A 14,240-nucleotide genomic window follows, 5' to 3' on the forward strand; every position below is an offset into this window, starting at 1 on the left:
ATCAGGCCTCGTCGAAGGGCAGCAGGACGGCGGAGGCGAGGTTGGGCTCGGGCGATCCGCCCTCGGGCTCGGTGGTGATGCCGACCGCCGAGGCGGAGGCGGCGTCGCCGGTGAGCAGGACGGTGTCGTCGGAGCCGCTGGGCAGGAACCCGGCAGCGACCATCTCCTCGCCGTGCTGGAGCCAGAGCTCGTAGACCTTGCCCTCGGGCAGGTCGGCCATACCCTCGACCGTGATGACGGCCTGCTTGAGCGAGACCGAGCGGACGACGGTCGCGCGGGCACCGTCGTTCATCCGGAACGTCTGCTTCTGCGCGTCGGGCGCGTCGAGGACGCGCGCCGCGGCGCTGATCGTGGTCGGTGCCGGCTCGTCGCCCGGGCGCAGCACGGTCGCGCCGACGCCGAGGGCGGCGATCACAGCGGCTGCGGCGGCCAGCGCCGGGAGGCGGCGGCGACGGAGCGGGACCACGGTGCGGTCGACGTCCGGTCGCTCCACCACCGGCGGAAGGGGCCGAAAGGTGGCGATCTCGGCCATCACCTTCTCCCGGAGCATCGCCGGAGCGGCCATCTCCAGGCTCTCGCCCATGAGGGCGGCGGCCTCCTGCAACGAGGAGACCTCGTCGCGGCAGGTCGGGCAGATCGCCAGGTGGCGCTCGAAACCGGCACGCTCGAGATCATCGAGCGCGTCGAGCGCATACGCACCCGAAAGGGCATGAATGTCGCTCATCGCCCTCCCACTCCCATCGTGTCACGCAACCGGATGAGTCCATCGCGGATGCGGGTCTTGGCGGTTCCCACAGGCAGGTCGAGCAGGCTCGCCACCTCGGTGTGGGTGTAACCCCCGAAGTACGCGAGCTCCAGTGCTTCGCGCTGCACGGGGGTCAAGGTCTGCAGGGCCGCGCGCACGCGCCGCGCCTCGAGGCTCGCGTGTGCGGCCTCGGCGGTGGCGTCGTGGGCGACCGGTTGGTTGTGCTGGTGGTACGTGGTGTCGCGCCGCGTGGACGCCTCGGCCGAGCGGACCCGGTCGACGGACTTGCGGTGCACGATCGTGAGGATCCAGGCCATCGGGCTGCCCTTGTCGGCGTCGAAGCGACCGGCGGTGCGCCAGATCTCCAAGAACGCCTCCTGGGCGACCTCCTCGGCCTGCGCCGGATCGCGGACGACCCGGACGGCGAGCCCGTAGACGCGTCCGGAGACGGCGTCGTAGAGCTCGGCGAAGGCCTCCTGCTCACCCTTGGCGGAGCGGCGGAGCAGCTCGCCGAGGACGGCCTGGCCGTCGGCAGGCGCCGTCGCCGGCGTCCCCTGAGGGACGCCGGCGACGGGACGTGGATCGGTCATGACCAAATCCTCGCGTGACTACCTGTCCTCAGGCAATCAGGGCATCAGGACGGAGTCGATGACGTACACCGTGGCGTTGGCGGTGGGGATGTTGCCGCACAGCACGTTCGCGGTGACCTTCGAGTCCTTGACGGTCATGCCGTCGGTGTCGCCCGCGACGGTGACGGTGTCGCCGTTGAGGGTGGTCTGCTCGCCCACGACGGCGGTCGGGTCGAGCTGCTCGCCGATCACGTGGTGGGTGAGGATGGCGGTCAGGGTCTTCTTGTCCTTGAGCACCGCGTTGAGGGTGTCGGGGTCGATCGCCTTGAACGCGTCGTCGGTGGGAGCGAAGACGGTCAGCGCCTCGGCGTTGTTCAGGGTGTCGACGAGACCGGCGGCCTTGACGGCGGCGACCAGCGTGGTGAGCAGCGGGTTGTTGCTCGCGGCGGTGGCGACCGGGTCCTGGACCATGCCGTCGAAGGAGCCGGGGTCGGTCGGGTCGGTCGGGACCTTCGCGCAGCCCGGGCCGAAGACCTGAGCGGCGGCGTCGGAGGTGGAGCTGCCGGAGTCGGTCGACTCGGCGGCCGTGGGCGTGCTGTCGCCCGCGGTCGAGTCGGACTCGTCGTCGCTGCCGCAGGCCGCGAGGCCCATCGAGAGGACGGCGGTGGCGGCGGCCAGGGCGCCGGTACGGCGGAGGGTGGTGCGCTTCATGGGGCTTGCCTTCCGTGTGGCTGTCCCGGTCGGTAGTTCCGGGGCTGTTGACGTGGGTGATTCGCACCCCCGGGGGGATCGGATTGGTCGGATCGGAAGAAATCTCCGACGCCCGATGAGACCCGGATCACATCAGGCATGCGCCGTACGGCCCGGGACGCACTCGTGCCCGCCGGCGGTGAGCCGACGGGCACGAGGAGGAGGCCCGCATCGCGTCGGGCCGGACCGTTCAGACGGTCTTGAAGCCGATGCCGAGGTTGACGATGGTCTCGTCGCCGGGGCAGCCGACGGCGGAGTAGATGTCGGTGCCCGTGACCCGCCACGGACCGGCGTACTTCACGCCGTCGGTGCACTGGATGAGGGCCCGGAACCGGTTGGCGCCGCTGCTCTGGAGGCCGCACTGGGTGGCGAAGGAGTTGTTGTTGTAGGACACGTTCTTGGTGCAGGTGTCCCTGGCCGGTGCGGCCGAGACGGGTGCCGCGGCTGCGGCGACCAGGCCGCTCGAGGCGAGCAACAGGCCGGCGACGGCGATGGCGTGCTTGGACATGGGGTGGTTCCTTTCCCGAGAGTGATGAGGCACAGCGACGATCGCCGTTCGCCGACGTCGACCTGCTCATCCGCAGGGGTGTCGACAGCACCGGGCCGCGCTCGATCGAGGACCACCGCCGGAGACGACCGAGCCGGCCACGCCGCACTGGCGGGGCCGGCTCAGGGTCGGTTCGGGGTCGGTTCGGGGTCGGTCCGGGGTCGGTCGGTTGGCGGTCGGCTCGGAGCGGCCGATCAGCCGACGGTGACGAAGATGTCCTGGATGCCGCTCGAACCGCTCGGGAACGGATCGGCGCGCACGGCGCTCTGCACCTCGCCCTCGCCGCTGACAGCGCGGACCGCGAGGCTGTGGCGACCGGGCTTGGCGTCCCACTCGTAGTACCACTGGCGCCAGTAGTCGTTGTTGACGTCGGGGCCGAGCGTGGCGTCGGTCCAGGCCCCGCCGTCGATGCGCACCTGCACCTTCGCGATGCCGCCCGCCTGCTGGGCCCACGCGACGCCGCCGATGAACTGCTTGCCGGCATCGATCTGGCTCAGGGCACGGGGGGTGTCGATGCGCGAGGACATCTTGATGGGGGCGTCGGTGGCCCACTTGCGATCGGTCCAGTACGCCGTCTCCTCGGCGTAGGTGGTGAGCGTCAGACGCGTGACCCACTTGGTGCCGCTGATGAAGCCGTAGAGGCCGGGCACGATCATCCGCGCCGGGAAACCGTGGGCCCGCGGGAGCGGCTCGCCGTTCATGCCGATGGCGATCATCGCGTCGCGGCCGTCGGTGGCGAGGTCGAGCGGCGTGGAGATCTTCATGCCGTCGAAGTCGGTGGAGAGGATCTGGTCGGCCTTCGTGCCGACCTTCGCCCGGTCGAGCAGGTCGGTGAGGCGGACGCCGAGCCAGGTGGCCGAGCCGAGGTAGGGGCCGCCGACGCTGTTCGAGACGCAGGTCATCGTGATGTCGCGCTCGATGAGCTCCATGTCGAGGAGGTCGTCGAAGGTGAAGGTGAGCTCGTTCTCGACGTCGCCGTCGATCCTCAGCGTCCAGTCGGCGGCCGACAGGACCGGGGTGTCCAGGCGGGTGTCGACCCGGTAGAAGTCCTTGTTGGGCGTCTTGAGGGGCGAGATGCCGGGGATCTTGTCGTCGAGTCCGACCGGCAGCGCCGGAGCGGGGTCGGCCGCGGCCGGGAGGGTGATGTCCTCGGGCCGGGCGCGGAAGGATCGGATCGCGCGGCCCGCCTCGCCCATCGCGGCCGCGAGCACGGCGAGCACGCCGGCGCCGATGAGCACGCCGCGGCGCGAGGCGCCGGCGGCCGTGGCCACCGGAGACTCGACCGGGGACTCGAGCCGGTCCTCGGCTGCGAGGGGTCCGGTCGGCGCACCCGGGACGGAGGCGGTGCGCCGACCGTGCGCGAGGCGTGCCAGAACGCCCAGCGCGGCGACCCCCGCGGCAGCGGTGACCAGGCTGGGGACGAGGTCCTCGGCGCCGGCGGTGGGACGGGTGATGGCGGCGTAGGCGGCGACCGCGACGAGCACGACCTGGAGGATCGCGCCGTTGCGGAACCGGCGGCGGGCGAGCAGTCCCGCGACGGCCGAGAGCAGCAGGACGACGATCAGGACGGATCCGACGAGGATCGTCTTGTCCTTGCTCCCGAAGTTGCGGATCGCCCACTCCTTCATCGGCGTCGGCGTCGCGTCGATGACCGCCGAGCCGACCGCGAGCACAGGCGAGGACGACGGCACCAGCAGCGCGGACACCAGGTGACCGGCCGCGATGCCGACGAGGGTGGCGAGGACACCGAAGAGTCCCCAGACGGCAGCTGTGCGGATGCGGGCGAACATGTCGAGGGTTCGACACGGACCCCCGCCCCGGATTGCCTGCCGGCAGGGCAGGATGCCCTCCATGAGCGACGTCACGCCCGCGCCGGAGACCCGATCGACCCTCGTGCACTACCGCGCGACGGACGGCGTCGCGACGCTCACGCTCGATTCACCGCACAACCGCAACGCGCTGTCGCGGCAGCTGGTCGGCGAGCTCCTCGAGGGTCTGCGGCGTGCCGATGCGGACGACGAGGTGCGGGTCGTGCTGATCACGGCCACCGGCACGGTGTTCTGCTCGGGTGCCGACCTCTCCGAGGCCGGCACCGGCTCGATGACGCAGGGCGCACGCGCCATCGTCGACCTCCAGCGCCTGATCCTGACCCTCGGCAAGCCGGTCGTGACCCGCCTCCAGGGGGCGGTGCGCGCGGGCGGCACCGGCATCGTCGCCGCCTCCGACGTCGCGATCGCCGCCGAGGGCGCCACCTTCGCCCTCACCGAGGTGAAGCTCGGCCTCGCTCCGGCGGCGATCTCCTTGACCGTCCTCCCGCGGATGACCTCCCGTGCCGCGGCGCTCACCGCGCTCGGCGGGGAGGTCTTCACGGCCGCGGACGCCGTCGGCATGGGCCTGGTCACCGAGGCGGTGCCGGCCGACGAGCTCGATGCCCGGGTGGCGGCCGTGTGCGCCTCCCTGGCGACCGGCGCCCTCCAGGGGCTGCGCGAGACCAAGGCACTGCTCACCCGCGAGCTCGTGGCGCGCATCGACGCGACCGGCGACGACCTCGCCGACCTGTCGGCGCGGCTCTTCGCCTCCGAGGAGGCGAAGGCCGCGATGACGGCGTTCCTGACCCGGCGTTGAGGCCGCCGGCGTCCGGCCGGCGTCCTCTGGTGCGGGTCAGCCGGCCTTGACCGAGGGCCCGAGCTTGGGCTTGCCGCTGGAGGTGAGGGCGCCGTTGAGGCGGGCGTCGTCGCTGACGGCGGTGTTCCCCTGCTTGGCGGTCATCACGGCGCCGACCCGCACGGAGGCGGGCCGACCGAGGCAGGAGCGCGGCACGTACACGTACAAGGTGTTCGGCGTGTCCTCGATGCGCGTGTCCATGGCCTTGCAGGTGATGGCGGTGCCCTTGCGGGAGAGGACGGCGTACTTCGTGCCGCTCAGCTTCGCGAGGAGAACCTCGTAGTTCGACTTCGGCGTGCGGATCGCGGTGACGAGGTTCCAGTTGTCGGCGTCGACATCGCGGAGCGTGACGACGACCTTGACCGCGGAGGTGCCGTGGGTGACGGCGATCGAGGTGATGTCGGCCGTCTGGTTGTTCGGCGAGGTCGACCCCGAGGAGGTGACGGCGTCACCGGTGGCGTCGGTGTCGGTGGTGGCCGCGGCGCGGGCCGGGGCCGCGAGCGAACCAACGAGGGCGGCGGAGGCGACCAGGGCGACCAGTGGGCGGATGGCGGGGACGAGAGACGTGCGCATGGCACCAGATCCTGACACCGACGCCGCACCGGCGGGAGTCGGCGAGTAAAGTCGGGTGCTCGCCGCCTCCCGGAGCCCTGGGGGACGGCCTTGGCTGACCGGCCCCTGGGGCCGCGGTGACGAAGGACGGGCATGGACCGGGAGTTGGAGCGGGAGGACGACCTCGCCGCCGGCGAGATCGCCCGTGAGCAGGCGTTCGTCGACCGGGTGCGCGAGCAGCTGGCGCTCTCGGCCCGCAACGCCGAGCAGTTGGCGAAGGAGGGCCACGCCCGCGGGCGCCTGGGCCACGAGGGCGGCCTCGTCGAGCGCGACGCGATGGTCTTCCAGGCCGCCAAGCGCATCGCCCAGCTGGACGCCGCCCACGAGGGCCTGGTCTTCGGCCGTCTCGACCTGCGGCCCTCCATCGACGACGAGCCGCGCTACATCGGCCGCATCGGGCTGCGCGACGAGGAGCGCAACAGCCTGCTGATCGACTGGCGCGCACCGGCGGCCGCGGTGTTCTACCAGGCGACGGCGGCCGAGCCGCACGGCGTCCTGCGGCGTCGGGTGCTGCGCACCAAGGCCGACGTCGTGCTCGGGGTCGAGGACGAGCTCCTCGACGGCGAGGCGATGGCCGAGGCCGGGCTCGACCTGCCGATCGTCGGCGAGGGCGCGCTGATCGCGCAGCTCTCCCGCGCCCGCGACCGCTCGATGCACTCGATCGTCGCCACCATCCAGGCCGAGCAGGACAAGGCGATCCGCGCGCCCGCCAAGGGTGTCGTCGCCATCTCCGGCGGCCCGGGCACCGGCAAGACCGTGGTCGCGCTGCACCGGGCGGCGTTCCTGCTCTACAGCGACCGGCGCCGCTACGAGACCGGCGGCGTGCTGGTGGTCGGCCCGAGCGGCGTCTTCATGCGCTACATCGAGCGGGTGCTGCCCTCGCTGGGCGAGACGGCGGTGGCTCTGCGCTCGCTGGGCGAGGTGGTCGACGGCGTCCGCGCGACGCGGCGCGACGAGCCGGCTGTGGCCGACGTCAAGGGATCGGCGCGGATGGCCGAGCTGCTGCGCCGGGCCGCGCGCCAGCAGGCGCCCGACAGCCCGTCGGATTTCCGCTACTTCTACCGCGACGACGTGCTGCTGCTCGACCGCGGCACCCTGGGCCGGGTGCGGCGCTCGCTGATGTCGCAGGGGCGCCGCAACCGGCAGCTGCCGCGTGTCGCGGGCGCGCTGCTCGATCAGCTGTGGCGCCAGGTGCGCAGCGAGCGCGGCCGGGAGCGTGGCCGGGAGGCGTTCGAGGACGACCTGCTGAACGACGCCCGCTTCCTGGAGTTCGCCGCCGCCTGGTGGCCGGCCCTCGAGGCACGGCAGGTGCTGGGCTGGCTGGCCGATCCGGAGTTCCTCGCCCGCGTGGGCGAGGGCGTCATCACCGCCGAAGACCAGCGGCTGCTGCTCAAGTCGTGGTCGCAGGGCTTCGCCGACCTCTCCATCGACGACGTCCCGCTGCTCGACGAGCTGCGCTACGCCCTCGGCGACGTCCCGCAGCGCACCGAGGACGACACCGACCTCGAGGGCACCGGGCTGCTCGACGGCGGCCGCGACGTCGCGGAGCTGATGACCGCCGCCGACCGGGAGTTCTCCTCCGGGCGCGGCTGGACCCCGCCCACCTACCGGCTCGAGGACGACCCCTTCGCCCACGTGCTCATCGACGAGGCGCAGGACCTCACCCCGATGCAGTGGCGCATGGTCGGCCGCCGGGGCCGCACCGCCACCTGGACCATCGTCGGCGACCCGGCCCAATCGTCGTGGCCGGTGCCGGAGGAGGCCGCGGCCGCCCGCGCCGAGGCGCTCGAGGGCAAGCAGATCCACGAGTTCCACCTCTCCACGAACTACCGCAACTCCTCGGAGATCTACGCCTACGCCGCCGCCTACGCCCGCCGCGTCGGGCTCGACGCCGACCTGCCGACCGCCGTGCGCTCGACCGGCGTCGACCCGGTGGAGGTCGCCGGGGTGGCCGACCTCGAGGCCGCCACCCGCGAGGCGGTGGCCGCGCTGGCGGCGTCGGTCTCCGGCACCGTCGGCATCGTGGTGCCCGTGGCGCGCCGCTCGGAGGTCAACTCCTGGCTGGCCTCGTGGAGCGAGTTCGCCGACGACGCCCCGCACGCCCGCGAGGCGATCGACTCCACGGCCGCGCCCTCGGGCGAGGATCGCATCGTCGTCCTCACCGGCCTCGACACCAAGGGTCTGGAGTTCGACGGCATCGTCGTGGTGCGGCCGCAGGAGATCGAGGACGAGTCGGCCACCGGCCGGGCCACCCTCTACGTCGTCCTCACCCGGGCCACGCAACTGTTGACGACGGTCAGCTAGGGCGGGGCCAGGGGCGGCCAGGTCGTGCACGTTCCGTCGGCTGACCGACGAACCCTGCACGCCGCGCCGCCCACTAGGCTCTCGCCCATGGACGACGCCGTGACCCGCGCCCGCGACGGAATCGAGGCGATCCGGGGTCACGAGGCGTGGGCGATCATCCGGCGTTCCACGCGGGCGGGCGATCGCGACACCGTCGGCCTGCTCGGCGGCACCCGCAGCGAGGTCGCCTCGCTGCTCGACGTCCCGCTCGAGGAGGGCCCGCCGGCGCCCGGTCGGGTGGCCGACCGGCTGCTCGCCGTCCCGTTCCGGCAGGTCGCCGAGCGCGGGTTCGAGGCCCACGACGACGGCGCCCCGCTGGTCGTCGTCGACATCGCGGTGGAGATCGAGTGCTCGGTGGCCGAGGTGGTCGCCGCCATCGACCCGGTGCCGGTGGAGTTCGTCGACCGCGGCGGGTTCGAGACCTCCGACGAGGAGTACGCGAAGGTCGTCGAGGCGATCATCAAGGACGAGATCGGGCAGGGCGAGGGCGCCAACCTGGTGGTCGGGCGCCACTACCGCGCGCAGGTCGCCGACTGGAGCGCCGAGACCGCGCTCACCGTCTTCCGCCGGCTGCTCGAACGCGAGCGCGGCGCCTACTGGACCTACGTCTTCTTCACCGGCGACCGCTACCTCATCGGCGCGAGCCCCGAACGCCACGTGAGCATCCACGACGGCGACGTGCGGATGAACCCGATCAGCGGCACCTTCCGCATCCCGCGCGATCCCGACGCCGACGTCAAGGCGCGGCTGCTGGAGTTCCTCGGCGACGAGAAGGAGATCTACGAGCTCTTCATGGTGGTCGACGAGGAGCTGAAGATGATGTGCGACATCTGCCACGAGGGCGGCCAGGTGCTCGGCCCGTTCCTCAAGCCGATGACCCACCTCATGCACACCGAGTACCTCCTCGCCGGCCGCACGAACCGCGACCCGCGCGCCGTCCTGCGCGACACGATGTACGCCGCCACGGTCACCGGCTCACCGGTCGAGAACGCCTGCCGGCTCATCAAGGCCTACGAGAACGAGGGCCGCGGCTACTACGGCGCGGCGCTGGCGATCCTGGGCCGCGACCCCGACGGCGCGGCCGTGGTCGACAGCCCGATCGTCATCCGCTCCGCCGACGTCTCGCCCGACGGTCGCCTCAAGGTCACCGCGGGCGCCACGCTGGTGCGCGACTCCGACCCGGCCTACGAGGTCGCCGAGACGCACGCGAAGGCCGGCGGCATCCTCTCGGCCTTCGGTCTGGTCGACCCGCCGACCGTGCCGGCCGCCGACGTCGCCGAGCTGGCCGCCGACGAGGACGTCCTCATCGCCCTGGCCGCCCGCAACCGCCGGCTCTCCACCTTCTGGCTCACCGACCAGGCCGGCGAGGACCCCGACCCGCTGCTCGCCGGCAAGCGCGTGCTCATCCTCGACGGCGAGGACGACTTCGTGAACATGCTGCGCCACGTGCTCGGAGTGCTCGGCATGACCTCGGAGGTCATCCGCCACGAGGACTACCGCGACGGCGTCCTCGAGGGCTACGACCTCGTCATCGTCGGCCCCGGCCCCGGCGACCCGCGCGACGACGCCGACCCGAAGATGGGGCAGCTGCGCGCGGCCGTCGACTGGCTGATGGCGCACGAGAAGCCGTTCCTCGCCGTGTGCCTGGGCCACCAGGCGCTGTGCCACCGCCTCGGACTCGGCCTGCACTACAAGGACATCGTCTTCCAGGGCACGCAGTCGACGCTGCGGGTCGACGGCCGCCGCGAGCGGGTCGGCTTCTACAACACCTTCGTGGGGCGGGTCGGCGACGCCGTCCTGCCGGCGGGGGTGGAGGTCGACGCCGATCCCGAGACCGGCGACATCCACGCCCTGCGCGGGCCGCACTACTACGGCATCCAGTTCCACGCCGAGTCGATCCTCACCGAGCGCGGCGACGACCTGCTGCACGGCATCGTCGCGCGGCTGCTCGGCTGAGGCGCGCCCCGGGATGGCGGGGGTGCCGGACGTCGTGGTCGTCGACCACCACGACTCCTACACCCACAACCTGGTGCACCTCATCGCCGGCGTGACCGGCGTGCTGCCGCGTGTGGTCCAGCACGACGAGGTCGACGCCGCCGAGGTGCTGCGGCATTCCCACGTGGTGCTCTCCCCCGGCCCCGGCCGGCCCGACGATCCGGCCGACTTCGCGGTCGGACGCGCGGTGCTCGAGGCCGGCACGCGGCCCGTGCTCGGGGTGTGCCTGGGCCTGCAGGGGATCGTCGACGTCTTCGGCGGCCGGGTGGGGCGGGTGACGCCGGGGCACGGCGTCCTCGCCCGGGTGCGGCACGAGGCGACCGGCCTGTTCGCCGGCGTCCCGCAGGGGTTCGCGGCCGTGCGCTACCACTCGCTGGCCGCGCTCGAACTGCCCGACATGCTCGCCCGCACGGCCGTCGACGAGGAGTCGGGGCTCGTCATGGGCGTGGCCCATCGCGACCTGCCGATCGCCGGCGTGCAGTTCCATCCCGAGTCGGTGCTCTCCGAGCACGGCGCGCTGCTCGTGGCCAATTTCCTGGGGGCCGACTTACCGGGGGCCGGCCTCCTGGGGGCGACGTGATCCCGCTCGACCCCGCCGACCTCGCCGCGACCTTCACCGAGGTCGCGGCCCGCCACGACCGCTGCGTCTGGCTCGACGGCGGCGGGTCGCGGGAATGGTCAGGACGACGCTCGATCCTCGGCTGGCTGGAGCCCGACGACGTCTCCCTCACCTACGACGCGGCCCGCCACCAGGTCACCCGGCACGCGGGCGGACGCAGCGCGGTCGTCGGCGACGACGTCTTCGCCGTCCTGGAGGCGGAACTGGCCGACGGGCCGGCCGACGCCCAGTGGTTCGGCTACCTCGGCTACGCCGCGCGCCCCGACCTGCCGGCCCGCCCGGCCGGCCCGGACGGCGTCCCCGACGCCGTGTGGGTGCGGCCCTCGCACCTGCGCCTCGTCGACCATCCGGCGGCGGCCGGACACCCCGCGCCCCAACGGGAGGAGCACCCTGGCGACCCGGTACCGGCGGTTTACGCGTCGGCGTTCGCGCGCGTGCAGGAGCACCTGCACGCCGGCGACACCTACGAGGTGAACCTGACCGAGCGGATCGAGGTGGCCGCCGACCTCGATCCGGCGGCCGCGTACCTCGCCCTGCGCCGGCTCAACCCGGCGCCGTACGCGGGCTTCCTGCAGCATCGGGTGCCGAGTGCGACCGGGTGGCTGCTCTCCAGCAGCCCCGAGCGGTACGCGCTCATCACCTCCGCCGACGGCACGCGGCACCTGGAGACCAAGCCGATCAAGGGCACGCTGCCGCGGCTGGCGGACCCGGAGGCGGACGCCGTCCAACGCGAGCGGCTGCGCACCGACCCCCGCTTCCGGGCCGAGAACCTGATGATCGTCGACCTGCTACGCAACGACCTCTCGATCGTCTGCGAGCCGGGCAGCGTCGAGGTGCCGGAGCTGATGGCGGTGGAGTCCTATGCGACCGTGCACCAGCTGGTGAGCACCGTGCGGGGGCGGATCCGCGCCGACTCCTCCTCGGTCGCGGCGCTGCGGGCGCTCTTCCCCGCCGGGTCGATGACGGGAGCACCGAAGCTGCGCACCATGCAGATCATCGACGCCGTCGAGGCCACGCCCCGCGGGGCCTACGCCGGCGCCTTCGGCTGGATCGGCGCCGACGGGCGCGCCGATCTCGGCGTCGTCATCCGCACCCTGACCTCCGCGGAGCCGGGACGCTGGAGCATCGGCACGGGCGGCGGCATCACCGTGCTCTCCGACGTGGCGAGCGAGTACGCCGAGGCACGACTGAAGGCAGAGCGGCTATTGGCCGTGTTCGATCACTGACCGCCGGCCAGGCGAAGATCGGTCGGCTGGTCAGCCCAGGGTCAGCTCGACCTCCGCCTCGACCTCGCGACTACCGAGATCGAACAGCAGCGTCAGGGTGAACGGACCCGGCGGGATACCGAGGGAGGCGAGGTCGACGGTCGCGCGACCGGCCTGCTCATCCAGACCGATCAGCTCGACGTACGAGCGCAGCTCCTCACCATCCGCGACCCAGGTCGCCTGCAGATCGACGTAGCGGATCTCGGCGGCGTCCACGTTGGTCAACCACGTCAGCTCGAAGGTCTCGGGTACGACGGCGCCCGCGCTGGGCGAGGTGATCCGCAGGGAGGGCACGACCACGGTCACGGTGATGCGATCGGACTCGCGGACGGTGCCGGCCCGATCGGTGGTCCGCGTCCACACCGTGCGGGTGCCGGGGCGATCCCCGGCGTCCCAGGTGATCGACCAGCTGCCGATTTCTTCGACGCCGGTCGCGACCGTCTCCCCGTCCACGATGAGCTCGATCGTCGCGACCCCTGGATCGTCCGGATCACCGGCCTCCAGGGAGGGGTACAGCACGGTGCGGCCATAGACGGTCTCGCCGTCGTAGCGGGAGATGTCGGCGACGGTGCCGACCCGCTCGGCGACGATCTCGTTGCTCGGCTGCGAGACGGGCGACCAGCCGCGCTCGTTGCGGGCTTCGACGGTGAACGTGTACGAGCGGCCGGTCGTCAGACCGCCGACGCGGAGGCGAGCCGCGTCGGCGCCGATGGCGTCGGCCGTGCGCGTGCGACCGTCGGAACCGGTGACCCGATAGCGCGTGACCACAGCACCGCGGTCGTCGGGTGGCGCCCAGGTGACCGTCGCGGTCCGTCCCTCGACCGTCGCCACCACCGCCGCGGGGGCGGCCGGCACCCGCGCGGCCCCGGCACCGAACTCGATCCTCACCCGAGCGCTCGACCCGGTCCGAGAGAGCACCGTGATGCGGGTACCGCGCGGCGTGGTGACGCTGCTGCCGACGGGGATCGCGGCGTCCTGATGGCCGGCCTCGGGACGGGAACCTGGGGTCGCATCGATGAGCCAGCTCGGGGAGGGCCACCGCGAGGAGCCGCTTGCGGGCGCGCGAACCTGCACGCCGCAGGCCGCGGCCGGTTGCGTGCACGCGTCGGCGTCCAGGCCATCGGCGGTGCGCAGCTCGAGCCACCAGGGAACACCGCCGTCGTCGACCACGACGGCCCGGACCCCGGGGTCACCGGCCGAGGTGGCACCGAGGGAGGCCAGCTCCACCGTTGTGGTCGAGCGCACCGTCCGGCGCTCGCCCAGCCACCCGAGCCGATCGAGCTGCGAGCTCGACAGCGCGGTCGGCCAGTCGATGCCCATGGCATCGAACGGGTCGCCGTACTCGAACCCGTCGCAGCCTCGCAGGCCCCGCTCGGACGACGGGAAACTCCGCGGTGAGCGGCCGCCGCAGGTGAGCGAGCCGGCGTGAGGGAGCCCGAGGTTGTGGCCGATCTCGTGCGCGACCACGCCCGGTCGGAAGGCGCCGAAGATCCAGACCCGGCCGGGATCGGCACCGAGGTCGCCCAGACCCGCGATGTAGCCCGGTCGGCAGGGCAGGTGGAGCACCAGGTGCTCGATACGACCGACGCGGGCCTTGCGGGCCGCCTCGCGGGCGATCCGATCGGTGGCCGACAGACATCCTCCCCGACCAGGAGCGCCCACCCGGACGACCGGCGTGACCCGTGGGGTCGCAAGCCGGAACCGCCCGCTGGAGACCTGGTCGTACCAGTCGGCGACCTCGGCCATGGTGTCCTCCACCGTCGCAGCACTCGGTGAGCCGCCGCTGCCGGGCCAGCGGACCCGCACGACCGTCACATCGTGGCTGCCGCGGACGACGCGCGGCGTCGCCGCCGGCCGACGAGTGCGCACGACGTCGTCCATCCGGACGGCCGAGCGGGGGCTCTCGGCGCGGACCGGTCGGGTCGAGGACGACGTCGCGCCCGCGACCGGGGCGCCCGCGACCGGGGCCACGGCGGCGTCCGCTGGAGCCAAGGGCGCGCCCAGGGGGAACGCCGGCGCGAGGAGGAGGGCGGCGATGGCCAGCAGGCCCCGCCGGGCGGATCGCACAGGGAGCATGTGCCGCTCACTTCGGTCAGGGGGAGGAGGGCGAGTCTAGGACCGCGACCCCCCG

Annotated in this window: 12 protein-coding genes; 5 read left to right on the plus strand and 7 right to left on the minus strand. The window is 72.9% G+C overall.

All coding sequences use genetic code 11. The features are described 5' to 3' along the window. Nucleotide 1 precedes the first annotated feature (1 nt). The 5 genes from ABD671_RS15385 to ABD671_RS15405 form a co-directional block, all read right to left on the minus strand. The gene (locus ABD671_RS15385; RefSeq protein ID WP_344734306.1) at nt 2-724 is read right to left on the minus strand and encodes an anti-sigma factor; all 723 of its coding nucleotides are present in this window, start codon (nt 722-724) and stop codon (nt 2-4) included. Then, nucleotides 721-1,335, minus strand: coding sequence for an ECF RNA polymerase sigma factor SigK (gene sigK, locus ABD671_RS15390; RefSeq protein ID WP_344734307.1), 615 nt, complete (start codon nt 1,333-1,335; stop codon nt 721-723). The genes ABD671_RS15385 and sigK overlap by 4 nt, the downstream gene beginning before the upstream one ends. A 36-nt stretch (nt 1,336-1,371) precedes the next feature. After that, nucleotides 1,372-2,025: a fasciclin domain-containing protein gene (locus ABD671_RS15395; RefSeq protein ID WP_344734308.1), complete on the minus strand. Its 654-nt coding sequence runs from the start codon at nt 2,023-2,025 to the stop codon at nt 1,372-1,374. A gap of 229 nt (nt 2,026-2,254) precedes the next feature. Continuing rightward, a complete protein-coding gene (locus ABD671_RS15400) occupies nt 2,255-2,572 on the minus strand; it encodes a hypothetical protein (RefSeq protein WP_344734309.1) in 318 nt (105 codons plus the stop codon). A 233-nt stretch (nt 2,573-2,805) separates the two neighbouring features. After that, nucleotides 2,806-4,401, minus strand: coding sequence for a molybdopterin-dependent oxidoreductase (locus ABD671_RS15405; RefSeq protein ID WP_344734310.1), 1,596 nt, complete (start codon nt 4,399-4,401; stop codon nt 2,806-2,808). 61 nt (nt 4,402-4,462) lie between these two features. On the opposite strand from ABD671_RS15405, the gene ABD671_RS15410 reads away from it, so the two are divergent. Next, nucleotides 4,463-5,236, plus strand: a complete 774-nt coding sequence (locus tag ABD671_RS15410; protein ID WP_344734311.1) for an enoyl-CoA hydratase-related protein — start codon at nt 4,463-4,465, stop codon at nt 5,234-5,236. Between the two features lie 36 nt (nt 5,237-5,272). Here the strand turns inward: ABD671_RS15410 and ABD671_RS15415 are convergent, their stop codons facing one another. Continuing rightward, the gene (locus ABD671_RS15415) at nt 5,273-5,848 is read right to left on the minus strand and encodes a hypothetical protein (RefSeq protein WP_344734312.1); all 576 of its coding nucleotides are present in this window, start codon (nt 5,846-5,848) and stop codon (nt 5,273-5,275) included. Between the two features lie 132 nt (nt 5,849-5,980). Between ABD671_RS15415 and ABD671_RS15420 the strand changes: the two genes are divergently transcribed. The 4 genes from ABD671_RS15420 (at nt 5,981) to ABD671_RS15435 (ending at nt 12,070) form a co-directional block, all read left to right on the plus strand. Then, entirely contained in the window at nt 5,981-8,191 is a 2,211-nt protein-coding gene (locus ABD671_RS15420; protein ID WP_344734313.1) for a HelD family protein, read from the plus strand. Nucleotides 8,192-8,278: 87 nt separating this feature from the next. Next, nucleotides 8,279-10,186: an anthranilate synthase family protein gene (locus ABD671_RS15425; protein ID WP_344734314.1), complete on the plus strand. Its 1,908-nt coding sequence runs from the start codon at nt 8,279-8,281 to the stop codon at nt 10,184-10,186. A gap of 13 nt (nt 10,187-10,199) precedes the next feature. Further along, nucleotides 10,200-10,805, plus strand: coding sequence for an anthranilate synthase component II (locus tag ABD671_RS15430; protein ID WP_344734315.1), 606 nt, complete (start codon nt 10,200-10,202; stop codon nt 10,803-10,805). Then, nucleotides 10,802-12,070 carry an anthranilate synthase component I family protein gene (locus ABD671_RS15435; protein WP_344734316.1) on the plus strand — a complete coding sequence of 423 codons (1,269 nt, stop codon included), beginning with the start codon at nt 10,802-10,804 and terminating at the stop codon, nt 12,068-12,070. Before ABD671_RS15430 ends, ABD671_RS15435 begins: the two co-directional genes overlap by 4 nt. A 30-nt stretch (nt 12,071-12,100) precedes the next feature. On the opposite strand, the gene ABD671_RS15440 is transcribed toward ABD671_RS15435, so the two are convergent. Beyond that, nucleotides 12,101-14,185 (minus strand): fibronectin type III domain-containing protein, encoded by a 2,085-nt coding sequence (locus ABD671_RS15440; RefSeq protein ID WP_344734318.1) that lies wholly within the window; start codon nt 14,183-14,185, stop codon nt 12,101-12,103. Nucleotides 14,186-14,240: the final 55 nt, after the last annotated feature.

Origin of the sequence: Nocardioides fonticola, assembly GCF_039536805.1 — a bacterium.
Classification (GTDB): domain Bacteria; phylum Actinomycetota; class Actinomycetes; order Propionibacteriales; family Nocardioidaceae; genus Nocardioides; species Nocardioides fonticola.

Bases quoted from the DNA above. Each gene is read 5' to 3' on its own strand.
- ABD671_RS15385 (WP_344734306.1), bottom strand. From the start codon at position 724: ATGAGCGACATTCATGCCCTTTCGGGTGCGTATGCGCTCGACGCGCTC.
- sigK (WP_344734307.1), bottom strand. From the start codon at position 1,335: ATGACCGATCCACGTCCCGTCGCCGGCGTCCCTCAGGGGACGCCGGCG.
- ABD671_RS15395 (WP_344734308.1), bottom strand. From the start codon at position 2,025: ATGAAGCGCACCACCCTCCGCCGTACCGGCGCCCTGGCCGCCGCCACC.
- ABD671_RS15400 (WP_344734309.1), bottom strand. From the start codon at position 2,572: ATGTCCAAGCACGCCATCGCCGTCGCCGGCCTGTTGCTCGCCTCGAGC.
- ABD671_RS15405 (WP_344734310.1), bottom strand. From the start codon at position 4,401: ATGTTCGCCCGCATCCGCACAGCTGCCGTCTGGGGACTCTTCGGTGTC.
- ABD671_RS15410 (WP_344734311.1), top strand. From the start codon at position 4,463: ATGAGCGACGTCACGCCCGCGCCGGAGACCCGATCGACCCTCGTGCAC.
- ABD671_RS15415 (WP_344734312.1), bottom strand. From the start codon at position 5,848: ATGCGCACGTCTCTCGTCCCCGCCATCCGCCCACTGGTCGCCCTGGTC.
- ABD671_RS15420 (WP_344734313.1), top strand. From the start codon at position 5,981: ATGGACCGGGAGTTGGAGCGGGAGGACGACCTCGCCGCCGGCGAGATC.
- ABD671_RS15425 (WP_344734314.1), top strand. From the start codon at position 8,279: ATGGACGACGCCGTGACCCGCGCCCGCGACGGAATCGAGGCGATCCGG.
- ABD671_RS15430 (WP_344734315.1), top strand. From the start codon at position 10,200: ATGGCGGGGGTGCCGGACGTCGTGGTCGTCGACCACCACGACTCCTAC.
- ABD671_RS15440 (WP_344734318.1), bottom strand. From the start codon at position 14,185: ATGCTCCCTGTGCGATCCGCCCGGCGGGGCCTGCTGGCCATCGCCGCC.